A 23,358-nucleotide genomic window follows, 5' to 3' on the forward strand; every position below is an offset into this window, starting at 1 on the left:
ATGCCTGAGAAGAATGAAATGCCTGAGAAGAATGAAATGACTGGCAAGCTCATTCTCGTCAGCCATCATCTATGCCCCTATGTGCAGCGCGCGGCGATCTCGCTGGCCGAGAAAGGCGTGCCGTTTGATCGTGTCACCATCGACCTCGCCAACAAGCCGGACTGGTTCAAGGCGATTTCGCCGCTGGGCAAGGTGCCGCTGCTGATCGTCCAGGCAAATGGCGAGGAGACGGTGATCTTCGAATCCGCCGTCATTCTCGAATTCCTCGAGGAGACGCAAGCCAATCCTCTGCATCCGGCCGACGCCTACGCCCGTGCCCGGCATCGCGCCTGGATCGAGTTCGGCTCGGCGACATTGAACGCCATCGGCCGGTTCTACACGGCTTCGACGGAGGCCGCCTTCCTGGCAGAGTCCACGGCACTTTCGGCCATGTTCGATCGTCTGGAGGACGAACTGGCCGACCAGGCCGGACCGTGGTTCAATGGCGAGTGCTTTTGCCTCGTCGATGCCGTCTACGGCCCGGTCTTCCGCTATCTCGACGCCTTCGACCGGATCGGCAATTTCGGCATTCTGGACGGCAAGCCATTGGTCCAGGCCTGGCGCAAGGCGTTGAGCGAACGCGCCTCGATCAAGGGTGCCGTGGCGCCGGACTATCCGCAGCGGCTGCGTCTATTCCTGCGTGCGAGAAATTCGCTTTTCTCGACCCTGATCCCGCCGGATGATCTGGCCAGTGCACCTCCTCTAGCCCGATCCGCCTGAACGGATCGATCAGCGTGCCGGCCACCATCGAGGCAAGCACGCTTGGCACTGGCGGGATTTTGGCGATGGTTGCCACCAGCCTGTCGCGGAAGAAGGGCAGCATCGTGCCGTCCGACTGGTAGAACGGCGTCAGCGCCAGCGACAGCAGCTGGAAGATCCGGACATGCCATCGCCGCGCCCGGGCGTAGCTTTCCAGCGCTGCCTCGACGTTGCCCGTCTGTGCCAAGGCATGGCTGAGCGCTGCCGCGTCGAGCAGCGCCATGTTGGCGCCTTGCCCGAGCTGCGGGCTGGTCGAATGCGCGGCGTCGCCGATCACCGCCAGCCGGCGGCCGGTCGGCAGCTTCATCGTGTGATGGCCGTAGCGCGCCAGCGACAGCTGGTCGAAGCTGTCGATCTGGCTGGTGAACGCCTCGCACTGTGGCCACAGCGAGACCAGTCTCGCCTTCCAGGCGTCGAGCCCTGCCGCGCGCACGTTTTCGGCATCCGCCGGCTTCAGGCTCCAGAAGAACGCCGCCATCTTTTCCCCGCCCGGTTCCGGTCGGCCGATCGGCAGGACGCCGATCATCACGCTGGCCTTGTCGTAGCGCTGCAGCAGCGCATTTTCGTCGAAGCCTTGGCGCCAGCCGAGCGAGGCCCAGAACGCGCCGTAAGTGAGCTGCCGCGGCTGGGCCGGATCGTTGAGGCACCGGCGCAGCTTCGAACGCGAGCCGCTGGCGTCGACCACGAGGTCGAACGGCCCTGCCCTGCGGCCCCCCACCGTTCGGCTCTTGTCGAAGATCAGGATCGCCCGCTCACCGACGTCCAGCGTCTCGATCTCGACACCGGTTTCGATGGCGATGCCTTGGCGCTGCGCGGCGCGAAACAACATGTTGAACAACGCCGCCCGGTGCACCGCCAGCCCGAAACGGCCGCCAGGCTGCGCATCGTAGCGCACGGCGAGCACGGTGCGGCCGCTCGAGGCATCGGCGCCATGCAGACGCTCGATGCGGCTCCCCAGCGCCAGAATGTCGTCGAGCAGGCCGAGATCGGCGAGCACGCTCAGCCCGGTCGGCTGCAGGATCAGTCCGGAACCGACGGGCTTGGGTTCCTCGAAACGTTCGAAGATGGTGACGTTGTGGCCCGCGCGCTTGAGATAGAGCGCGGTGGCGAGCCCCGCCGGGCCGGCGCCCGCAATCGCGATGTCGAGAGATTTTTCCATTGCCCGCCCAACTACTGGCCGGACAATCCTTCAGCGCCATTGTCAAATCAAGCCTTTGCTGCATGGACCAAAATATCAGCCACCGGCGTCGAAGGCAGCGCGCGCCTTGCGCACCGCACCATGGTTGAGTTCGGCCCACAGGATCAATTGATGCAAGGCGCCGAACATCGAACGGCCGAGATCGGTCAGGCTGTATTCGACGCTTGGCGGCTTGGTCGGGAACACTTCGCGATGAACAAAGCCGTCGCGCTGCAGATCGTGGAGCGTCTGGGTGAGCATGCGCTGCGAGATGTCGGGCACCAGGCGCCGCAACTCGCCGAAACGATAGGGCTGCTCTGCGAGCGCCGCCATCAGCAGCGAACTCCATTTGCCGTTCACGCCCTGCATCACGTCGCGAACCGGGCAATCGGCAATGTTTGCGCCATCGCTGGTGGCTTTGAATATATTGAGCTTGGTTCTCAGATTGACGACCTTGCCGTCCATGGCTGCTGGTTCCCTGGCGGTGCCTACCTCCCTAAAAACTGCCTTCTTTACGGTGGCCGGTCAATTCTTATTTTAGTGCTGGTCTCTTTTTGAGACTGTCAGAAGCACCCGCCACCCGGCGCAATTTCAGGATCCCCCATGACCGCAACCCTTCTCGTCACCGGCGCTTCCGGCCAGCTTGGCCGCGGCGTCATCAACCACCTGCTGGACACATTAAAGATCCCCGCAAACCGCATCATCGCCACCACCCGTACACCCGCCAACCTTGCCGATCTGGCGGCGCGCGGCGTCGTCGTCAGAGCCGCTGACTTCAACGACCCGCAATCGCTTGCCGAGGCCTTCGCGGGAGCCGACCGGGCACTCGTCATCTCGACCAACGAACTTGAGGTACAGGGGAAGCGGCGCGAGCAGCAGCTTGCGGCGGTGACGGCGGCCAAACAGGCTGGCGTCGGCCACCTGCTGTACACCTCGATGCCCAACCCCGAGCCTGGTTCGCCGGTTGTTTTCGCGCCCGACCACTACGACACCGAACAGGCGATCAAGGCGAGCGGGATCCCCTACACGATATTCCGCAATGGCTGGTATAACGAGAACCTGTTCATGGCGTTGCCGCAGGTTCTGGCGTCGGGTCAGTGGTACACCTCCGCCGGCGACGGCGCCATTTCCTACGGCACGCGTGACGATTTCGCGGCGGCGATCGCAGCGGGGCTCGCCTCGGACAGCAGCGAAAGCGCGACTTACACGCTCACCGGCCCCAGTGCGTATACGGCTGCCGAAGTGGCGGCGTTGGTCACCGAGGTCATCAGCAAGCCGATCAAGGTCATCCAGCTTTCCGACGAAGCCCTGACCGAGGGAATGAAGTCGGCCGGCCTGCCTGAACCCTTCGCCAAGGTGCTGGTGTCGTTCGACGCTGCCGCACGCGCAGGTGACCTCGGCATGGTGACAGACGCGGTCGAAAAACTCTCCGGCCGAAAGTCGGTGCCGCTGAAGCAGTTTCTGGAGACGAACAAGGCTGCACTGGCCGGCTGAAAGCTGCCGTTGCGGGACGCCGAGCCCTTAAGGTTCGGCCTCCCGCACAATTACTTATGTCGCTTGACCAGTCCCAGCCGGATCAGGCTTTCGCCCGTGGCAATCAAAGCATCTTCGCGCGAGCGTGGCGCCCAGCCGAGCACGCGCACCGCCTTGGCGTTGGTGGCGTTCTTGATCTTGCCCAGTTCCGTTGCGAGTTGGGCCGCTTCCGGATTGAACAGCCCGATGATGCGCACCAGCCAATCGGGAAACTCCCGCGTCGAGACGCGCGACGCCGCCGGCCCGAGCCGCGTCTTCAGGGTCTGCGCGATCTCGCGGACCGTCATGAAATCGCCGGCGACAGCGAGGAACCGTTCGCCCTTGGCGGCGGGGTGGGTCATGGCGCGAACATGCAGATCCGCCACGTCGCGCGCGTCGACGACGCCGAAGGACAGGCGCGGCAGCCCAGGCACGGCGCCGTTCAGCATGCGCTGGACAAATTCGGTCGAGGTCGAATGGTCCGCGCCGAGCACCGGTCCAAAGATGCCAACGGGATTGACGACCGCAAGCTCCAGCGCGCCGCCCTGCTCGGCGATGAAATCCCAGGCCGCGCGCTCGGCGAGCGTCTTGGACTTCACATAGGCGCTGACCTTGCCTGCCGGATCGGTCCAGTTTTCCTCGTTGAAAGGCTGCCCATCCGCGCGCATTTTGCCATAGCCGACGGCCGCGAAGGATGAGGTGAGCACGACGCGCCTGACCCCGGTATCCCGCGCCGCCCGCAGCACGCGCAACGCGCCCTCGCGCGCCGGAAGGATCAGGTCATCCTCATGCGTGGGCACGCCGGGCGGAAAAGGTGATGCGACATGCAGCACGTAATCGCAGCCGGCCACCGCCGCCGGCCAGCCTGCGTCGGCCATCAGATCGGCATGGGCGAATGAAAGGGCGTCACCGGGCTCCGTGCCACCTGCCTTGAGCATGGCGAGCACATCGGCTTCGCGCCTGGCCGATCGCACGGAGGTGCGGACGCGGTAGCCGGCCTTCAACAGTTCTAGGATGCAGTGAGCGCCGAGGAAGCCGGACCCGCCGGTGACCAGCACCAATTCGCCGCTCATATTAGCCTCCTCGACGATTTATCCCTTCGAGACCCCTCAGATCGCCACCTGCGTGCCGATCTCGACCACACGTCCGGTCGGGATCTGGAAATACTCCGTCGCATCGGCCGCCGAGCGGGCGAGCCCGATGAACAGCTTGTCCTGCCACACCGGCATGCCGGAATTGGGCGATGCCTTGAGCGAGCGCCGCGACAGGAAGAACGAAGTCGTCATGATGTCGAACTTCCAGCCCTGCTTGCGGCAGATCGCCAGCGCGCGCGGAATGTTGGGCTGCTCCATATAGCCGAAGGTCAGCGTCACCCGCATGAACAACTCGTTGACTGTCTCCATCTTGACCCGCTCGCTGTCGGGCACCAGCGGTTGCGGTGCGGTGACCACCGACAGAATGACGTTCTGCTCGTGCAGCACCTTGTAGTGCTTCAGGCTGTGCATCAGCGCTGTCGGCGCGCTTTGCGGATCGCTGGTCAGGAACACGGCGGTGCCGGACACCAGCTGCGGCTTCTTCTTCAGCAGATTGCCGGCGAGGAAATCGAGCGGGATTTCGTTGCGCCGGGTCTTGTCGAACAGATAGCGGCTGCCGCGCACCCAGGTCCACATCGCCAGAACGATGGTGAAGGCCACCGCAAGCGACGCCCAGCCGCCCTCGAACACCTTCACGATGTTGGAGGCGAAGAAGCCGATGTCGATGAAGCCGAACAGCGCCGTCATGGCGACGGCCACCCACAGCCGCCATTTCCAGATGCGGGTCATGACGACGAACAGCAGCACCGTCGTCACCAACATGTTGCCGGTCACCGAGATGCCATAGGCGGAGGCGAGCTTGCTCGATTCGCCGAAACCGACGACCAGCAACATCACCGCCAACGCCAGCAAAACATTGACGCGCGGCATGTAGATCTGGCCCGACTGCCGTTCCGACGTGTGCAGGATTTCGAGGCGCGGCAGCATATTGAGCTGCACCGCCTGCCTGGTCAGCGAGAAGGCGCCCGATATGACCGCCTGGCTGGCGATGACCGTCGCCGCGGTTGCCAATACCACCATCGGGATCAGCGTCCAGCCTTCGTTCATCTCGAAGAATGGATGGCCGACGTGACCGTTCTTCGCCAGCACGAAAGCGCCCTGCCCGGCATAGTTTAGCAGCAGGCAGGGAAACACGATGGCCAGCCAGGCGAGCACGATGGGCTTGCGGCCGAAATGGCCGAGATCGGCATAAAGCGCTTCGGCACCGGTGACGGCGAGGAAGATGGCGCCGATGGTGACGAAGGCGACATCGGGCGAATTGATCAGGAAGGCGACGATGTAGTGCGGGCTGACCGCCCACAGGATTTCGGGATCGGCGATGATGTGGTTCAAGCCCGAAAGACCGATAGCCAGGAACCAGACCGCCGTGATCGGGCCAAAGATCAGCGCCACACCGCCAGTGCCGAAGCGCTGCACCGAAAACAGGATCGCCAGGATGACCAGCGTCAGCGGCACGACGTAGGGCTGGAAGGTCGGGGTAACGACATTCATGCCTTCAACCGCCGAAAGCACCGAGATTGCCGGCGTGATGACGGCGTCACCGAAGAACAATGACGCGCCGACAACACCGATGGCCAGGATGATCGCCGAGCGGGTCGGGAAACTGCCGCGCGCCAGCGCCATCAGCGACAGCACGCCGCCCTCGCCTCGGTTGTCGGCTCTGAGCACGAACATGATGTATTTGATGGTGACGATAATCGTCAACGACCAGATGATCAGCGACAGCACGCCCAGAATATCGCCGCGCTCGGCGATTTCGCCGCCGGAGGACGCAACAAGCGCTTCCCGGAAGGCGTAGATCGGGCTGGTGCCGATGTCGCCATAGACCACACCGAGCGCGCCCAGCATCAGAACTTTGGTGCTGTGCTGTTCGATTTCGGGATGGCTCGATTGTTCGACGGGTTCTGCCTCAATACCAGCATTGGTAAGGGCCATGGACGACACTCCGATAAGCGCGCGGTGCTCTACGCTTGCTGCGATGCAATATCAAGTGCCGTGACGGTAGGGCTACCATGTTCCCAGCGCAGGGCTTGCCCCGCAATGACCGGTGCGTGGCGTCAAAGGCTGCCGGAAACCTCAGATCGCCACCTGCGTGCCGATCTCGACCACACGTCCGGTCGGGATCTGGAAATACTCCGTCGCATCGGCCGCCGAGCGGGCGAGCCCGATGAACAGCTTGTCCTGCCACACCGGCATGCCGGAATTGGGCGATGCCTTGAGCGAGCGCCGCGACAGGAAGAACGACGTCGTCATGATGTCGAACTTCCAGCCCTGCTTGCGGCAGATCGCCAGCGCGCGCGGAATGTTGGGCTGCTCCATATAGCCGAAGGTCAGCGTCACCCGCATGAACAACTCGTTGACTGTCTCCATCTTGACCCGCTCGCTGTCGGGCACCAGCGGCTGCGGTGCGGTGACCACCGACAGAATGACGTTCTGCTCGTGCAGCACCTTGTAGTGCTTCAGGCTGTGCATCAGCGCTGTCGGCGCGCTTTGCGGATCGCTGGTCAGGAACACGGCGGTGCCGGACACCAGCTGCGGCTTCTTCTTCAGCAGATTGCCGGCGAGGAAATCGAGCGGGATTTCGTTGCGCCGGGTCTTGTCGAACAGATAGCGGCTGCCGCGTATCCAGGTGGTCATGATCAGCCCCATGAGGCAGGCAACGGATATTGACACCCATCCGCCTTCCACGATCTTGACGACATTCGCCAGGAAGAAACCCATGTCGATGGTGCCGAACAGCAGCGCCAATGCCAGGGCGAGCCCAAGCTGCCATTTCCACAAATTGCGCATGACAACGAACAGCAGAATGGTTGTCATCAGCATCTCGCCGGTCACCGAAATTCCGTAAGCGGAAGCCAGCGAACTCGAGCTGCCGAAGCCGACAACCAGCAGCATCACTCCCAGGGCGATGAGCAGGTTGACGCGCGGCATATAAATCTGGCCGCTCTGCATTTCGGACGTGTGCTGCACCTCGATGCGGGGCAGCAGGTTGAGTTGCACTGCCTGACGTGCCAGCGAAAAAGCACCCGAGATCACCGCCTGACTGGCGATCACGGTGGCGGCCGTTGCCAAGCCGACCATTGGCATCAGCGCCCAATCCGGCAACATCTCGAAGAATGGATTGGTCGGCCTGCCGCCATTCGCCAATACAAAGGCGCCCTGGCCGAAGTAGTTGAGCAGCAGGCAAGGAAACACCACGGAAAACCACGCGAGCACGATCGGCTTGCGCCCGAAATGTCCAAGGTCGACATAAAGCGCCTCGGCCCCCGTTACCGCCAGGAACACTGCACCAACGGTCACGAAAGCGGCGGTCGGCGTGCCGGCTAAGTAGGCGATCGCATAATACGGGTTGATCGCCAACAGCACCGAAGGATCATCCATCAGGTGGTAGAGCCCGGAAACGCCGATGGCCAGGAACCATAGCGCCGTCACCGGCCCGAATACTGCCGCCACCTTCCCCGTGCCGAAGCGCTGCACGGAGAACAGAAATGCCAGGATGACCAAGGTGATCGGAACGACATAGGCCTCCAGCGTCGGTGTCACCACTTCCAGGCCCTCAACTGCCGACAGCACGGAAATGGCCGGAGTTATGATAGCGTCTCCGAAAAAAAGCGACGCCCCGCAAAGTCCGATGCCGAGGATAAGCTTGGCGCCTTTTGGATAGGCGCTGCGCGCCAGCGCCATCAGGGACAGCGTGCCGCCCTCGCCCTTGTTGTCGGCGCGAAGCACGAAAGCGACGTATTTTATGGTGACGATAATCGTCAGCGCCCAGACGATCAGCGACAGCACGCCCAGGACATCTATACGCGTGTCGGTACCAGGCGAAGCGTGAAGCGCCTCGCGGAAGGCATAGATCGGGCTGGTGCCGATATCGCCGTAGACGACGCCAAGCGCGCCCAGCATCAGAACTTTGGTGCTGTGCTGTTCAGTGTGGGAGTGGTTCGGTTGTTCGACGGGTTCAGCCTCGCTACCGATGCTGGAAAGAGCCATCGACTACTCCCCGATCACCGCGCGGTGCGCCTTGCTTGCTGTCATGCGATATCACCTTCGACACGAGCCTTCCACCGCTACCAACCGCAAGCCTTCAGAAACCGCCCCACCGTGCCGGCCATGCCATACTCCAACGCATCGGCTGTCAACCCGTGTCCGATAGACACTTCGGCCAATGCCGGAATGCGCTTTGCCAATGCCGGAAGGTTGTTCACCACCAGATCGTGCCCGGCATTGACCTGGAGCCCGGCGGCGAGTGCGGCATCCGCGGTTTTTCCCAATCTTTCCAGCTCCTTCCGCGCCTTGGCGGAATCGGAATGGTAGCTGCCGTAGGGCCCGGTATAGAGCTCGATGCGGTCGGCGCCGGTGTCGCGCGCGGCATTGACGCCGGTGGGATCCGGATCGGAAAACAACGACACGCGGAAGCCCCCTTTTTTCAGACGCTTGACGATCGGGTTAAGGAACGCCGCCTCGGCGGCAAAGTTCCAACCATGGTCTGATGTCGCCTGCGCCGGATCGTCGGGCACCAGCGTCACCTGCTCCGGCTGGTGCCTTTCCACAAGCGCCAGAAAATCCTCGGTCGGGTAGCCCTCGATGTTGAACTCCGCCTTGGGAAACTCGTCGTCGATCAGCGCCCGGATCTCCGGCAGGTCGGAATGCCTGGTGTGGCGCTCGTCGGGCCGCGGATGAACCGTCAGCCCGTGCGCGCCGGCCGCCAGCGCCAGGCGGCCGAGCCCGGTGACGCTTGGCCACGGCAGGTCGCGGCGGTTGCGCAGCATGGCGATGGCGTTGAGATTGACCGAGAGTTTCGCGGGCATGGCGTGAGGTCCGGCTGTTTGTGCAGCGCATCTATACTGCCTTTGATGGGAACAGACAGGGGCTTTCGGGTGTTCCAGTGATGACATCTGCTCGCAAGGGGGAACCCAGCCAATGAATTTTCTCCAATCCGTGCCCGCGATCCGCCGCCTCGAAACCGACCGTGAGGACCTTTTCGCCATCGACGTCGTCGGCCATGTATCGGCCGCCGACGGCGAAAATCTGTTCGGATTGCTGGAGGCTGCCTACGCGCTGCACCCGAGGATCGACGTCTTGGTGCGGCTGGTCGACCATGAGGGCGTCGACTGGATCGATATGGACGACGAGACGCTGAAACAAGGTACGGTTCATGCGCTAGAGCATATCGCCCGGTGCGCGACGATCGGTGAGCCCGACTGGATAGCGGATGCGCGGAACTTCCTTCCGGCTTCGCCACCCATCGAGTTCAGGCACTTCGCGGCCGAGGATGAAGCGGATGCCTGGCAATGGCTGGGTGCGACGCCACTCAGCCCTGCTGCGCCGGCTGCTACCTGACGCCGGCTATCTAACGCCAGCTATCTAACGCCAGCTATCTAACGATCGTCAGGCGCTCTGCCGCCCGCGTGATGGCGGTATAAAGCCAGCGCTGGCGGGTTTCCTTGAACGCCCAGCTCTCGTCGAACAGCACGACATCGTTCCACTGCGAACCCTGCGCCTTGTGCACGGTCAGCGCGTAGCCATAGTCGAAATCGTCAAAGCGCTTCTTCTGCTGCCAGGGGATATCGGCGTCCGGATCCTCGAAAGCCGACTTGAGCAGCTTGATCTTGGCGACGCCGCGGTCGGGATCGTCCTCCTCGGGCGAGACCAGAAGGTTGATGCCCGGCTTCACCGTTTCGCGCGACGAGGTCATTACCTTCCACAGCGAACCGTTGAGCAGGCCCTTGGCGGGGTCGTTGCGCAGGCAGACCAGCTTGTCTCCGGCCTGCGGATAATCGGCATTGAAACCCTTCAGCTCGCGCAGGCGCTGATTGTAGCGGCGGCGTGTTCGGTTGGTGCCGACCAACACCTGGTCCGCCTTCAGCACCAACTCCTGGGTGACGTCCTCCTTGCCGATGACCTGCGCGCTGCCGTAGTCGCCGCGCATGAACTCGCGGCCCTCGCGCACGTCGAGCGCCAGCTGGATGATCGGATTGTCGCGCGCCTGGCGATGGATTTCGGTCAAGAGCACATCCGGCTCATGCTCGGTGAAAAAGCCGCCGCCCGAGATCGGCGGCAGCTGCGCCGGATCGCCAAGCACCAGGATCGGCGTGCCAAAACTCAGAAGGTCGCGGCCAAGCTGCTCGTCGACCATCGAGCATTCGTCTATGACCACCAGCTTCGCCCGTGAAATAGGGCTTTGCCGGTTGAGCGAGAAGGTCGGCGACATCGAGGTCTTGCCGGTCACCTCGTCCGACACCGATTCCTCGCCCTTCGGCCGGTAGATCAGCGAATGGATGGTGCGGGCATTGACCGCGCCCTTGGAACGCAGCACCTGCGCCGCCTTGCCGGTGAAGGCGGCAAACTGCACCTGCCCGTCGACATGCTCGGCAAAATAGCGCGCCAGCGTGGTCTTGCCGGTGCCGGCATAGCCGAACAGCCGGAAGACCTGCGGCCGGCCCTCTTTCAGCCAGCGCGCCACCGCCTTCAACGCCTCATCCTGTTGGGGAGAGAATTCCATCGATTCGACAGACCGGATTCGCGAGAGAAAGACAAGCTTGGTGCCAACCACCGCTTAAAACGATGGGATTGCCTCACCTTAAACGGGACAAACTAGCAGGCGCAAATGCGAACGTAAAGTGAACATGCAGGCGGATAACGAACGATTTGAATTCAGGCATTTGAACCTAGATCGGGCAATGCCACTATCACGGACATGATCGAGATGCAGATCGGCGCAGACACCAGGGTTCGCGATATATACCGAGGTCACGGCCTGTCTGAGTGACGAAAATGCCAGAACCATAGAACGTGTTACCATCAGCGACGAGCAAGTGATCCTCCACTTGGCTGACAACGACTTCGTCGCCATTTCCAAAAACCGTGGCCGCTTCGCCGTCGTTGAGGCGTTTGTCTATGGGGACGACGAAGGCATGGTCGTCGAAAATTAGTTGTATCGGCCGCCAGATTTCAAACACCAACCACAGGCGGACTATATGTTCGCGCCGCCGCCGCTACCTCTGGTCGGCCCGGGATCGTTCTCCAACAAAATCGGCTTGCCGTGCGGGGTTGCATGCGCGGCGCGTTCCCAGGCGGCGGCGAGCGTGTCGACGTCACTTTTTCCCGCGACGCCCTTGGCCGCCAGCAGCGTCTCCAGCGCAGCCAGCCAATGCTCGTAGTAGTCGTGGCCGTCGCTTGCGGCGCCCGGCTTCTTCACTTGCGCCGACAGCGCATCGGCCCATTCGCTCCACGAAAACAGGCCCTTGTCATGCAGCGCCACCGTCATGGCGAAGGCTTCGGCCTGCCAGGATTCGGCGAATACCGGTTCGTCCAGACCCGCCGGCAATGCACCTTCAGGCCGGCTCAAGATAGCTCTCCCAGGCATCGATCGAGACGGTCAGCGTCGGGTCGGCGCCCTCGCCCCAGATTTCCGAGCCATCGAAGACCACGGTATAGACCCATTGCGGGTTTTCACCGTTGCCATGCGCGTTGCTGTCGGGGAACACAAAACCGTCACGCACGGCCTCGATCACTCCGTGCTTGCCGCGCGCATAACGCGGTAGCCTTGTGTGGCCGGTGGGATTGAAATTCCTTGTCCGCACCGGATCGCCGGCCTTGAAGCGCGGCGCCGTCTCGACCGGCCGGTCGCAAGGTCCTCCCTTGGCCAGTACCGCCGGCACGTTTTCGGCCTTCAACACCCTTTTGGGCGTCGCCGCCGGATCGACCGCCCGACCCTCCGTCAGATCGCGCTCGCTGACGAAGCCATGGCGCTTCAGCAGCACCTCGAGCGCTTTGATCCAGATCTGGTAGTAGCTCGAGGAATAATAGACGGCCGGATGCAGCGATTCCCTGGCGTGCCGGCTCTCGTCGATGTTCCACGCGCCCATGGCGCCGGCAGTCAGCGTCACGCCGAGCGCCCGCCTCTCCCAATCCGCATGAAAATACGGTTCGTCCTTTTCGGGCGCGACCGGCCCGAAACCCATCTGCCCACCGAGATCCTGCGGCCCGTTCATGCCGGTTCTCTCGCCACCGCCGTGCCGATCATCGCATCGCGGCTCACCAGTTCGGCGAGCTGGTCCTCACTCCAGCCTTCGGTACCGCCAGGCCGCATCGGCACCACGAGATAGCGCAGTTCGGCAGTCGAATCCCAGACGCGGATGTTTTTCTCCGCCGGCAAGGTCAGCCCGAACTCTTCGAGCACGCCGCGGGGATGGATCACCGCCCGCGAGCGATAGGGCGGCGCCTTGTACCAGACCGGCGGCAGGCCGAGCACCGACCACGGATAGCAGGAGCACAGCGTGCAGACGACGAGGTTGTGCGTCTCGTCCGTGTTGAACACCGCCTGCATGTGCTCGCCCTGGCGGCCGGTGTAGCCCAGCGAGGTGATCGCCGCAGTCGCGTCGCGCTTCAGCCACTCGGCAAAGGCCGGATCGCTCCAGGCTTTCGCCACCGCCCTGGCGCCGTTGCGCGGCCCGATCTTGGTCTCGTAGGTGTCGACGATGACGTCGATCGCCGCCGGATCGATCAGGCCTTTTTCGGTGAGGATGGTCTCCAGCGCGCGCACGCGCGCCGCAAACGGGTCGAGCTCATTGTCGTGGTCATGATCATGGGACATGACCTCAGATTAGGATCGGCGGCACGCGGCCGCAAGCATGACAGCTTGGGCCACGGGCTATCGCCTATTCGGCGGCGGCCCTTTGCGGCTCGAGCCGATCCTCGGGAGCGAACAGCGAGGCCTGCTCGCCGCTCTCGACCGCATGCAGCTCCGGCCTGTTCTTTTTCGAAGAGAAGAAGCTCACCAGCCAGCCGGAGAAATTCTCGAAATAGACATAGATGACAGGGGTGACGAACAGCGTCAGCGCCTGCGACGCCAGGAGACCGCCAACCACCGCGACACCGAGCGGCTGGCGCAGCTCAGCACTGGCGCCGGTGCCGAGCGCGATCGGGAACGTGCCCATCAGCGCCGCCAACGTCGTCATCATGATCGGCCTGAAACGCATCAGGCACGCCTTGTGTATGGACTCCTTGGCCGACATGCCTTCTCGTCGCAGCTCCAGCGCGACGTCGACCATCATGATGCCGTTCTTCTTGACGATGCCGATCAACATCAGGATGCCGATCACCGCGATCACCGACAGGTCCATGCCGGCAAAGCGCAGCGCGACCACGGCGCCCAGCACCGCCGAAGGCAGGCCGGTCAGAATGGTCAGCGGATGGATAAAGCTCTCATAGAGGATGCCGAGTACGATATAGATGGTCAGAATGGCGCCGCCGATCAGCAGGCCCTGATTGGCCAGCGAATCCTGGAAGGTCTTGGCGGTGCCGGCAAAGCTGGTCGAAATCGCCGGCGGCATGCCGATCTGCTCCTTCAGCGCGGCGATGCGGGCCGTGCTGTCGCCCAGCGCCACGCCTTGCGGCAGGTTGTAGGAGATGGTCACCGCGGGCAGCTGGCCGAGCTGGTTGACCGTCAGCGCGCCGGCGGTGCGGTCGACGCGGGCAAAGGCGCCGAGCGGCACCAGGCTGCCGCTTGCCGTCCTGACCTGGATGGCCAGCATGCGCTCGGGCGACCATTCGATGTTGGGATCGAGCTCCATGATGACTTCGTAGCTGTCGGCCGAGCCAAAGATCGTCGAGACCTGCTCCGTGCCGAAGCCGCCATAGAGACTGGAGCGCAGCGTGTCGGTGTCGATGCCGAGCGACGCCGCCTTGTCGCGATCGACCACCAGCGTCGCCTGCAATGAATTGTTCTGCAGATCGCTGGTGACGTCGGTGAAATTCGCATGATCGGCCGCCATCGCATCGTTGAGCTTTTGCGCCCATGTGTCGGTCAGGCCGGTATCGAGGCCCTGAACGACGAGCTGGTAGGCGCTGGCGGAAGAACGCGCGCCAAGCCGCAGGTTCTGCACCGGCTGCATATAGGCATCGATCCCCGGCACAGTGGCCAGTTGCCGCCTGAGATCACCGAGCACCTTGTCGATGTCGGGCCGCTGGCTCTTGTCCTTCAGCTGCACATAGAGCTGTCCCTGGTTCAGCGCATTGTTGCCGCCGCCGGCCGACCAGGCGACATGCGAGACATAGGGCGAACGCGAGAAGACACTTGCCGCCTGGTTCTGCAGCTTGACCATGGCGTCGTAGGAGATGTCCTGCCTGGCGATCGTCGTCACCGAGACCTGGCCGATATCCTCTTGCGGGAAAAAGCCTTTCGGCGAGACTTCGATCAGCCACACTGACGCTGCCGCCGTGCCGGCGAAGACGAGGAACACCAGAAAAGTGTGGCGCAGGCAGAATGTCAGAAGCCGGTCGTAGCCGCGGGTGACGATATCCTGCTTGTGTCCGGGGGCATGCTTGTCGCGATCGGCCTTGGTCACCGACAGCAGGCGCGAACACAGCATTGGCGTCAGTGTCAGCGACACGAACATCGAAGCCAGGATGGCGACCGTCACCACGACGGCGAATTCGTTGAAGATGCGGCCGATGACGCCGCCCATCAAAAGCACGGGGATGAACACCGCCACCAGCGAGATCGAGATCGAGATGATGGTGAAGCCGATTTCGCGCGCACCTTTCAGCGAGGCGTCGAAGGCCGAGAGACCGTCTTCCTCCATATGGCGAAAGATGTTTTCCAGCATGACGATGGCGTCGTCGACGACGAGGCCTACGGCGAGCGTCAGGCCCATCAGCGAGATGTTGTCGATGGAAAAGCCGAACAGGAACATGGCGCCCAGCGTCGCGATCAACGAGATCGGCACCGCCACGGCCGGAATGATGGTTGCAGTGACACGGCGCAGGAAGACGAAGATCACCATCACCACCAAAGCGATGGTCAGAAGCAGCGTGAACTGGACGTCGTCGACGGCCTGGCGGATCGAGGTCGAACGGTCGTTGAGCAGCTTGATGTCGGCGGCGGCCGGCATTTGGTCCTTGAACGACGGCAGCATCGCCTTGACCTTGTCGACGACGTCGACCGTGTTGGCGTCGGGCTGGCGCTGCACCGCCAGGATGATGGCGCGCGTGCCGTCATACCAGCTTGCAGTCGTCGTGGTCTCGACCGAGTCGATGACGCGCGTCACCTCGCCCAGCCGCACCGGATGGCCGTTCTTGGTGGCGATGATGAGGTTGGAGAACCCGGCGGCATCGGTGAGCTGCGTATTGGCCGTGATGGTCAGCTGCTGCTTGTCGTTCTGCAAGACGCCGAGCGGCGTGTTGGAGTTGGCCGACGCGATTGCCGTCTGCAGCTGGTCGATCGAAATGCCGCGCGCCGCCAGCGCCGTCGGATCGATCTGCACGCGCACCGCATATTTCTGCTGGCCGAAGATCGACACCTGCGCCACGCCGTCGATGGTCGACAGCGAGGGCGAGATGACGTTTTCGGCGAAGGCGTCGAGGTCGGTGAGCGGAACCGTGTCGCTGACCAGCGACATCAAAAGGATCGGCGCGTCGGCCGGATTGACCTTGCGATAACTCGGCGGCGACGTCATCTCCGGCGGCAGTTGCCGCTGCGTGCGCGCGATCGCCGCCTGCACGTCGGCGGCCGCCGCGTCGATATCCCGGTTGAGCACGAACTGGATGGCAATGGACGTGCGTCCCAGCGAATTGCTGGTGGAGATCGAATCGATGCCGGCAATGGTGGCGAACTGCTTGATCAGCGGCGTCGCCACCGATGTCGCCATGGTTTCAGGCGAAGCGCCGGCCAGGTTGGCCGAGACGTTGACGACCGGGAATTCGGCGCTCGGCAGCGCCGCAACCGGCAGGAACTTGTAGGCAAACAGCCCGCCGAGCACGAGGGCGAACGACATCAGCAGCGTCGCGACGGGCCTTCTTATGCAGAATTCGGAGATCATTGGGCAGCTCCGCCCGCTTTGTCGGCTTCCGCCACCTTGGGCGCTGCCTGACCGCCGGCAGTTGCCTTGCCTTCATGCACGCTGGCGCCGTCCTTCAGCCTGGTCTGGCCCTCGACGACAACCTTCTCGCCTGACTTGACGCCCTCGCTGATAGCGCTGTTTTCGCCTTCGGTCAGCGCCACCTGAACGGGGCGCATCTCGACCGTGTTGTCGGGCTTGACGACATAGACGAACGGTCCCTTCTGGCTGGGCTGCACGGCAACGGTCGGGATGGATGTCATCTGCGGCATGATGCCGGCGTCGAGCACGACATTCACATACTGGCCGGGCCACAGTGAAAGATCGGCGTTGGGAATGCTCGCCCGTGTCGCGATGGTGCCGGACGCGGTGTCGACGCTGGAATCGACGAAGTCGAGCGTGCCCTTGCCGATCGGCGTCGGATCGCCATCCTTGGTCAGCGTCACCGCGCCTTGCTGCGGGTTGGCCAGCGCCTTGTGCAGCAGCGCCAGGTTGCTCTCCGGCAGATTGAAGTTGACTTGCAGCGGATCCATCTCGGTGATCGTCACCAGCGGCGTGGCCGCGCTCGAGTTGCCGTTGCTCAAGGTGACCAGGTCACCGACCGAAACGTTGACCGCGCCCAGCCGGCCGGCAATCGGCGCCTTGATGCTGGCAAAGCCGAGTTGGACATTGTCGGCGTCGATCGTCGCCTTGTCGGCATCGACCGTCGCCGCGGCAGCCTTTTGCGCCGCCACCGCCTGATCGTAAGTCTGCTGCGTGCCGGCCTGCTTGGCGACGAGATCCTTGGCGCGCTGAAGGTCGGAGCCCGAACTGGTTAGCAGGGCCTGGTCCTTGGCGAGCGTCGCCTGATCCTTGGCAAGCTGCGCCTTGAGCGCCCTGTCGTCGAGCGAGAACAAAAGGTCGCCGGCCTTCACCATCAGGCCGTCCTTGACGTCGATCGATACGATCTGGCTGGACACGCGGGCGTTGATGTTGACCACGGCCGGCGACGACACGAAGCCGATGGCGTAACGGCGGATCGGAAAATCGGCCGTTGTCGCGGTGGCCGAGACGATCGAGGCCGAACGGGCGGCATTGCCGCCGGCGCCGGATTTGCCCCCTGCCTTGTCGGCCGAAGCCTTGTCCGATCCAGCCGGCTTGTCCGTTGCTGCCGCCTGCCTGGCGCCCGGCAGCATCTGCTGCAGACTGCTCATCGCCGCCGGCGAAAAATAGACCCATGCCGCGGCGACACAGGCCGCTGCCACCACCACCGCCAGAACGACTTTACCGCGCATCGACTAAAAGCCCTATGATCCGACACGCCGAACCCGGTGGTCTCATTCTACCCAATCACGGCGCCTTGCCGCGATCTCGCCGAAGTAGATAGGACGCACATTTGTCGGAAAAGGGCCAAAACACGGCATTACGAAGATTTAATGTGCACTGCACAATGACTATGCAGCCGGCTCAGCAGTCGGAAAACCAGCCAGGATGCGGTTGAGATTTCAGGCCGGATGCGTCTATTTCAGCATCGGCCAGAGCGTCGCCGCCAAGAGCACGCCCATGGCGATGTTGAACCATTTCAGCCGCACCGGATCCGACAGGAACCCGCGCAGCGCCGTGCCGAAGCCGGCCCACACCGAGACGCTCGGCAGGTTGACGACGGTGAAGGCGATCGCGATCAGCGCCACCGACAGGAACGGGTGGTCCGGATTGGAGTAGACGGCCATGGCGGTGATCGCCATCACCCAGGCTTTCGCATTGACCCACTGGAATGCGGCTGCCTCGATGAAGCGCATCGGCCGTGCCTCCGTCTCACCCTTGCTGGACAGCGAGCGCGACATGGCGATCTTCCAGGCGAGATAGAGCAGATAGGCAGCGCCGGCGATCTTCAATCCGGTGTGCAGGGCCGGAAACGCCGTCAGCACCGCGCCCAGGCCAAAGCCGACAGCAAGCAACAGCACCAGGAAACCCATGCTGATGCCCAGCATATGCGGAATGGTTCTGACGAGGCCGAAATTCACGCCCGACGCCAAGAGCATGAGGTTGTTCGGCCCCGGCGTGATCGAGGTCACGAAGGCGTAGACCAAAAGTGCAAGGAAAGCGTCGAGGGTCATGACGGCTCACAAAGGTCAGCAATGCTGACTTAAGTCGACAGGGCGCTGGACTCAACCTCATTCCATTGGTCCAAAGCGCCGCGCCGCGCGCATGAAGGCCTACATCCCCTGCGGGCCGCGGTTCATCGCCGCCACGCCGGTGCGGCAGATCTCGACCAGGCCGAGCGGCTTCATGATGGCGATGAACTGGTCGAGTTTCGAGCCCTTGCCGGTAATCTCGAAGATGAAGTGCTCGGTGTTGGCGTCGATGACCGAAGCGCGAAAAGCGTCCGCCAGACGCAGCGCCTCGACGCGGGCTTCGCCGGTGCCGGCGACCTTGACCAGCGCCAACTCGCGTTCCAGCGGCCGCTCCTGGCCGAACTCGTGCGAGCGCACGGTGAGATCGACGACGCGATGCACCGGCACGATGCGTTCGAGCTGGTGCTTGATCTGCTCCAGCACATGCGGCGTGCCGCGCGTCACGATGGTGATGCGCGACAGGTGCTTCTCGTGTTCGGTCTCGGAGACGGTGAGGCTCTCGATGTTATAACCGCGGCCGGAAAACAGGCCGATGACCCGGGCAAGCACGCCGGGCTCATTGTCGACCAGAACGGAGAGCGTGTGGTTCTCCGGCTTTTCCGTTTCCTTGGCGATGAAATAGGCGGAGCCGGTCGGTTGAAGCTGTGCGTTCATGACATGTCTCGATTTCAGACTTTGAGCTAATTCTCTGTTTGCGCACGGCTTCTCGCGACAGCCCTGCCCCGGCTTGGACCTAGACCAGTTCCCTGCCCTTGGCGTCGATGGCGTTGGCCACGGCTTCGTCGGTCGCCTCGTCGGGCAGGAGCATTTCATTATGCGCCTTGCCCGACGGGATCATCGGGAAGCAGTTGGCGAGCGTCGCCACCCGGCAATCGAACAGCACCGGCTTCTTCACCGCGATCATCTCCTTGATCGCATCGTCCAGCTCGTCCGGTTTCTCGCAGCGAATGCCATGACCGCCATATGCGTCGGCCAGCTTGACGAAGTCGGGCATCGCTTCGGTGTAGGAATGCGACAGACGGTTGCCGTGCAGCAATTGCTGCCACTGGCGCACCATGCCCATATACTGGTTGTTGAGGATGAAGATCTTGATCGGCGCATTGTGCTGCACCGCCGCGCTCATCTCCTGCATGGTCATCTGCACCGAGGCATCGCCTGCGATGTCGATGACCAGCGCATCCGGGTGCGCGATCTGCACGCCGAGCGCCGCCGGCAGGCCGTATCCCATCGTGCCCAACCCGCCCGACGTCATCCAGCGGTTCGGCTTCTCGAAATGATAGTGCTGCGCCGCCCACATCTGGTGCTGGCCGACCTCGGTGGTGATGTAGGTGTCCATGTCCTTGGTCAGTTCGTAGAGCCGCTGGATGGCATATTGCGGCATGATCACATCGTGGTTCATCTTGAACGCGAGCGAGTCACGCGCGCGCCATTTGGCGATCTGCTCCCACCAGGGATGGAGCGCCTTCTTGTCGGCCTTGGCGCTCGCCCGCCACAGCCGCACCATGTCCTCCAGCACCCGGCCGACATCGCCGATGATGGGCACTTCCGTGTGCACGTTCTTGTTGATCGACGATGGATCGATGTCGATGTGGATCTTCTTCGAGTTGGGCGAGAAGGCGGTCAGCCGTCCGGTGATGCGGTCGTCGAAGCGCGCGCCGATGCAGATCATCACGTCGCAATCATGCATCGCCATATTGGCTTCATAAGTGCCGTGCATGCCCAGCATGCCCATCCAGTTCTTGCCCGATGCCGGATACGCGCCGAGGCCCATCAGCGTCGAGGTGATCGGGAAGCCGGTGAGGTCGACCAGTTCGCGCAGAAGATGGCTGGCCTCCGGACCGGAGTTGATGACGCCGCCGCCCGAATAGATGATCGGCTTCTTGGCGCTGGCCATCAGTTCGACGGCGGCCTTGATCTTTTCCAGGTCGCCCTGGACCTTCGGCTGGTAGCTGGTGCGCGGCGCCGCCTGCGGCGGCACATAGATGCCTTTGGCGAACTGCACATCCTTCGGAATGTCGACCACCACCGGGCCGGGGCGGCCGGTCGTCGCGACATGGAAGGCCTCATGGATGGTGGCGGCCAATTCGTTGACGTCCTTCACCAGCCAGTTGTGCTTGGTGCAGGGGCGCGTGATGCCGACCGTGTCGCACTCCTGGAACGCGTCGGAGCCGATCAGCGAAGTCGGCACCTGCCCGGTCAGGCAGACCAGCGGGATCGAATCCATCAGCGCATCCTGCAGCGGCGTCACCGCATTGGTGGCGCCCGGGCCGGAGGTCACCAGCATGACGCCGGCCTTGCCGGTCGAGCGGGCATAGCCTTCGGCCGCATGCCCTGCGCCTTGCTCGTGGCGGACGAGGATGTGCTCGACCTCGTCCTGCTGGAAGATTTCGTCATAGATCGGAAGCACCGCGCCGCCGGGATAACCGAAGACATGCTTGACGCCATTGTCCTTCAGCGCCTGCACCACCATTTCGGCGCCAGTCATTTCCCTGTTTGGCATTTCGCGCCGTTCGTTCTGTCCGTTGCTCATCGGTCTGGTCCCGTACTTCTAGCCATGAGGCGATTGCTGGTCGTTTAGTCGTGTTTCGGGCAATAAAAAAGGCCCCCGATGGGAGCCTGTGTGTTGCGCATGGGAGGTTTTCGCCCGGCGGTTACACCGCCTTGCCCACGCGCTTTCCTACGAGAATGAGTGCCTTTTTCATCGTGGCGGACACTACGAGGGTGAAAGGCAAGGTGTCAACGGGAAAAACGCGCGATGCGAAAGACAAAGCAAGTGGCCCGCCGCCTCTGGTCGGCGGGCCACCGCGGCGCATACGATACCCCTCAATCGCACCGCGCCGGGAACAAGAGTCACTGCCGTGTCACGTCAGGATCAGCACGATCTTGTACGTATCCGGGTCGACGATGACGATGCGCCCGTCGGCCAGCACGAAGTACTCATAGGATTCGTAGGCCGGGACGATCTTGACAATGCGCGCCGGCAGACGGTGCAGGCGCACTTTGTGCCGCGGCACCTCGATGCCGACCGAAATGTCGAAGTCGACGTTCTTCACCGGCTCAACCCTGGTCTCGTGGATGATCTGCGTGACCTGCGTCTTCTGCTCGACGGTCACGTTGTTGATCGAGGCCGTATTGCCCTGGTCGGTCTGAACGTTTGTGTTGCCCTGAGCGTTCTGCTCGGTGGTGGTCCCGGCCTTGCCCTGGGCCTGCTGGTCCGTGCTGGTGCCGGTCTGGCCCTGAGCGTTCTGCTCGGTGCTGGTCCCGGCTTTGCCCTGAGCCTGCTTCTCGGTGCTGGTGCCGGTCTGGCCCTGAGCGTTCTGCTCGGTGCTGGTCCCGGCCTTGCCTTGGGCCTGTTCATCCGTCTTGAGCTTGGCCTTGCCCTGAGCCTGCTTCTCGGTGCTGGTGCCGGTCTGGCCCTGAGCGTTCTGCTCGGTGCTGGTCCCGGCCTTGCCCTGGGCCTGTTCATCCGTCTTGAGCTTGGCCTTGCCCTGAGCCTGCTGATCGGTCGTGGCGCCGGCCTGACCCTGAGCATTCTGCTCGGTACTGGTCCCGGCCTTGCCCTGTGCCTGTTCATCCGTCTTGAGCTTGGCTTTGCCCTGAGCCTGCTGATCGGTCGTGGCGCCAGCCTGGCCCTGTGCATTCTGATCGGTCTGTGACTTCATCTTGCCTTGCGCCTGTTCTCCGGCCTTGCCGCCCTTCTGGCAATCGGCCGCGCCGGCGGCGCAGTTGTCGCCACCGCTCGGCTGCACGGCCTGGGTCTGGGCGATCGCGGCGCCGCACCCGACGCCAAGCGCAATCATGCTCGTGATCAACACATGTTTCATCTGCTTTCTCCTTAAAGAGTCGGTCCCTCAGCCTAGCCAACTCTGCCAAAAATACTTTGTTCCACATTTTGTGAATAAAATCGGGCTTCTAAGAAGACCAATGAATGTTGGCAGTAATTTTGCAACAATCACCTACAAATTGCATCAAACAATTAATGCAACGCAACATTTTGTTTTTTCCTGAGCTTGCGATCCCATAGCGATGACACCAGCCTCACAAGCTTAGAAGTACTCCCGTCGTCATGACCAGGATGGCTACCCCGAAAACAGGCAAGAGCAACCATCGTGCCTGATGGACGCTGTTGTCCATTAACGCCTCCCACAAGTGCTGATCTCAACGATGCCGAGAACCCTGTGTTCCGCCCTGAGGAGGCTCTAGGACCTCTACAGCCTGGCACCAGACTTTGGTCCCTCCCCCTATCGTCCATTGGCCCGATGACGCCCGGACCGAAGCCCCACGCGGGAACGCAGCCGCGAAAAGCCCGTTCGGCTTGCGGTGTGCATCAACCTCACCAACACCACGTATCGGAATCGAGCTCGCGCAAGATGCATGAGCGTTGCTCGCATGAAGGTCATGACGACCATGTACCAGTCGACCGCAATTGCCGGATTCTTGCTGCTCGCGAGCGCGGGCGTAGTTGCTGCTCAAGACGTCATCATCGCGCCGGAGCAGGAAACGGTTGTGCGCGAATACGTGAAAAAGCAGCCCCTTGCGTCGGTGAAGATTCCAGGTGTCGAATTGAACGTGGGGACCGCCATTCCCGACACGGTGGAACTGCATGAAGTGCCGAGCGTCAAGTATCGCTACGTTGTGGTCGACGGGCGAACCGTGCTGGTCGACCCCGGCACGCGGAAGATCGTCAAGATCATACAGTAACGCTGATCCCACCGCCGTTCCCCGCGGGTGGCGGTGGGATCATGCCCTGAAATTGCGGTTTCCCCGGCAATTCAACCTAGCGCTTGCTCGCACCATCGACCGTTCTAGTTGTAGGATGGCTT

General features: G+C 62.7%; 19 protein-coding genes and 1 pseudogene. 4 read left to right on the plus strand and 16 right to left on the minus strand.

The genetic code is table 11. The features are described 5' to 3' along the window. Complete coding sequence (locus tag NKJ88_RS22585) at positions 1-759, plus strand: glutathione S-transferase family protein (protein ID WP_352445542.1); 759 nt, start codon at positions 1-3, stop codon at positions 757-759. Here the strand turns inward: NKJ88_RS22585 and NKJ88_RS22590 are convergent. Next, positions 722-1,957 (minus strand): annotated as a pseudogene (locus NKJ88_RS22590) (FAD-dependent oxidoreductase); the annotation flags it as partial. The gene NKJ88_RS22585 and the pseudogene NKJ88_RS22590 overlap by 38 nt on opposite strands. 75 nt (positions 1,958-2,032) lie before the next feature. Then, entirely contained in the window at positions 2,033-2,440 is a 408-nt protein-coding gene (locus NKJ88_RS22595; protein WP_023690335.1) for a winged helix-turn-helix transcriptional regulator, read from the minus strand. 138 nt (positions 2,441-2,578) lie between these two features. Here NKJ88_RS22595 and NKJ88_RS22600 point away from each other — a divergent pair, with 138 nt between their 5' ends. Then, the gene (locus NKJ88_RS22600) at positions 2,579-3,469 is read left to right on the plus strand and encodes an SDR family oxidoreductase (RefSeq protein WP_352445544.1); all 891 of its coding nucleotides are present in this window, start codon (positions 2,579-2,581) and stop codon (positions 3,467-3,469) included. 50 nt (positions 3,470-3,519) lie between these two features. Here NKJ88_RS22600 and NKJ88_RS22605 read toward each other — a convergent pair whose 3' ends face one another. The 4 genes from NKJ88_RS22605 to NKJ88_RS22620 all read right to left on the minus strand — a co-directional run bounded on the left by NKJ88_RS22605 (position 3,520) and on the right by NKJ88_RS22620 (position 9,389). Further along, positions 3,520-4,560, minus strand: coding sequence for an SDR family oxidoreductase (locus NKJ88_RS22605; RefSeq protein ID WP_352445546.1), 1,041 nt, complete (start codon positions 4,558-4,560; stop codon positions 3,520-3,522). A gap of 36 nt (positions 4,561-4,596) precedes the next feature. Continuing rightward, positions 4,597-6,516: a potassium transporter Kup gene (locus tag NKJ88_RS22610; protein ID WP_352445548.1), complete on the minus strand. Its 1,920-nt coding sequence runs from the start codon at positions 6,514-6,516 to the stop codon at positions 4,597-4,599. 141 nt (positions 6,517-6,657) lie between these two features. Next, a complete protein-coding gene (locus tag NKJ88_RS22615) occupies positions 6,658-8,571 on the minus strand; it encodes a potassium transporter Kup (protein WP_023823130.1) in 1,914 nt (637 codons plus the stop codon). A 77-nt stretch (positions 8,572-8,648) separates the two neighbouring features. Continuing rightward, complete coding sequence (locus NKJ88_RS22620) at positions 8,649-9,389, minus strand: pyridoxine 5'-phosphate synthase (RefSeq protein ID WP_023702989.1); 741 nt, start codon at positions 9,387-9,389, stop codon at positions 8,649-8,651. Between the two features lie 112 nt (positions 9,390-9,501). Here NKJ88_RS22620 and NKJ88_RS22625 point away from each other — a divergent pair, with 112 nt between their 5' ends. After that, positions 9,502-9,921 (plus strand): SpoIIAA family protein, encoded by a 420-nt coding sequence (locus tag NKJ88_RS22625; protein WP_023682069.1) that lies wholly within the window; start codon positions 9,502-9,504, stop codon positions 9,919-9,921. A gap of 34 nt (positions 9,922-9,955) precedes the next feature. Here the strand turns inward: NKJ88_RS22625 and NKJ88_RS22630 are convergent, their stop codons facing one another. From NKJ88_RS22630 to NKJ88_RS22675, 10 genes are all read right to left on the minus strand, one after another. Further along, positions 9,956-11,083 carry an ATP-dependent DNA helicase gene (locus NKJ88_RS22630; protein ID WP_023682070.1) on the minus strand — a complete coding sequence of 376 codons (1,128 nt, stop codon included), beginning with the start codon at positions 11,081-11,083 and terminating at the stop codon, positions 9,956-9,958. 471 nt (positions 11,084-11,554) lie between these two features. Beyond that, positions 11,555-11,929: a nitrile hydratase accessory protein gene (locus NKJ88_RS22635; protein WP_352445551.1), complete on the minus strand. Its 375-nt coding sequence runs from the start codon at positions 11,927-11,929 to the stop codon at positions 11,555-11,557. After that, positions 11,916-12,575, minus strand: a complete 660-nt coding sequence (nthB, locus tag NKJ88_RS22640; RefSeq protein ID WP_352445553.1) for a nitrile hydratase subunit beta — start codon at positions 12,573-12,575, stop codon at positions 11,916-11,918. Before nthB ends, NKJ88_RS22635 begins: the two co-directional genes overlap by 14 nt. Then, positions 12,572-13,177, minus strand: coding sequence for a nitrile hydratase subunit alpha (gene nthA, locus NKJ88_RS22645; RefSeq protein WP_352445554.1), 606 nt, complete (start codon positions 13,175-13,177; stop codon positions 12,572-12,574). The genes nthB and nthA overlap by 4 nt, the downstream gene beginning before the upstream one ends. A gap of 64 nt (positions 13,178-13,241) precedes the next feature. Continuing rightward, positions 13,242-16,403: an efflux RND transporter permease subunit gene (locus NKJ88_RS22650; protein WP_352445556.1), complete on the minus strand. Its 3,162-nt coding sequence runs from the start codon at positions 16,401-16,403 to the stop codon at positions 13,242-13,244. Then, a complete protein-coding gene (locus NKJ88_RS22655; protein ID WP_352445558.1) occupies positions 16,400-17,695 on the minus strand; it encodes an efflux RND transporter periplasmic adaptor subunit in 1,296 nt (431 codons plus the stop codon). The genes NKJ88_RS22650 and NKJ88_RS22655 overlap by 4 nt, the downstream gene beginning before the upstream one ends. Positions 17,696-17,920: 225 nt before the next feature. Beyond that, the gene (locus NKJ88_RS22660) at positions 17,921-18,517 is read right to left on the minus strand and encodes a LysE family translocator (protein ID WP_023682076.1); all 597 of its coding nucleotides are present in this window, start codon (positions 18,515-18,517) and stop codon (positions 17,921-17,923) included. Between the two features lie 99 nt (positions 18,518-18,616). After that, positions 18,617-19,189: an acetolactate synthase small subunit gene (ilvN, locus tag NKJ88_RS22665; protein WP_023668352.1), complete on the minus strand. Its 573-nt coding sequence runs from the start codon at positions 19,187-19,189 to the stop codon at positions 18,617-18,619. Between the two features lie 79 nt (positions 19,190-19,268). Beyond that, positions 19,269-21,065 carry an acetolactate synthase 3 large subunit gene (locus tag NKJ88_RS22670; RefSeq protein WP_023668351.1) on the minus strand — a complete coding sequence of 599 codons (1,797 nt, stop codon included), beginning with the start codon at positions 21,063-21,065 and terminating at the stop codon, positions 19,269-19,271. A 331-nt stretch (positions 21,066-21,396) separates the two neighbouring features. Beyond that, complete coding sequence (locus tag NKJ88_RS22675; RefSeq protein WP_023668350.1) at positions 21,397-22,359, minus strand: DUF1236 domain-containing protein; 963 nt, start codon at positions 22,357-22,359, stop codon at positions 21,397-21,399. Positions 22,360-22,924: 565 nt separating this feature from the next. Here NKJ88_RS22675 and NKJ88_RS22680 point away from each other — a divergent pair. Beyond that, entirely contained in the window at positions 22,925-23,236 is a 312-nt protein-coding gene (locus tag NKJ88_RS22680; protein WP_352445560.1) for a DUF1236 domain-containing protein, read from the plus strand. Positions 23,237-23,358: the final 122 nt, after the last annotated feature.

The sequence above is a fragment of the Mesorhizobium sp. M0016 genome (genome assembly GCF_040324035.1).
GTDB lineage: Bacteria > Pseudomonadota > Alphaproteobacteria > Rhizobiales > Rhizobiaceae > Mesorhizobium.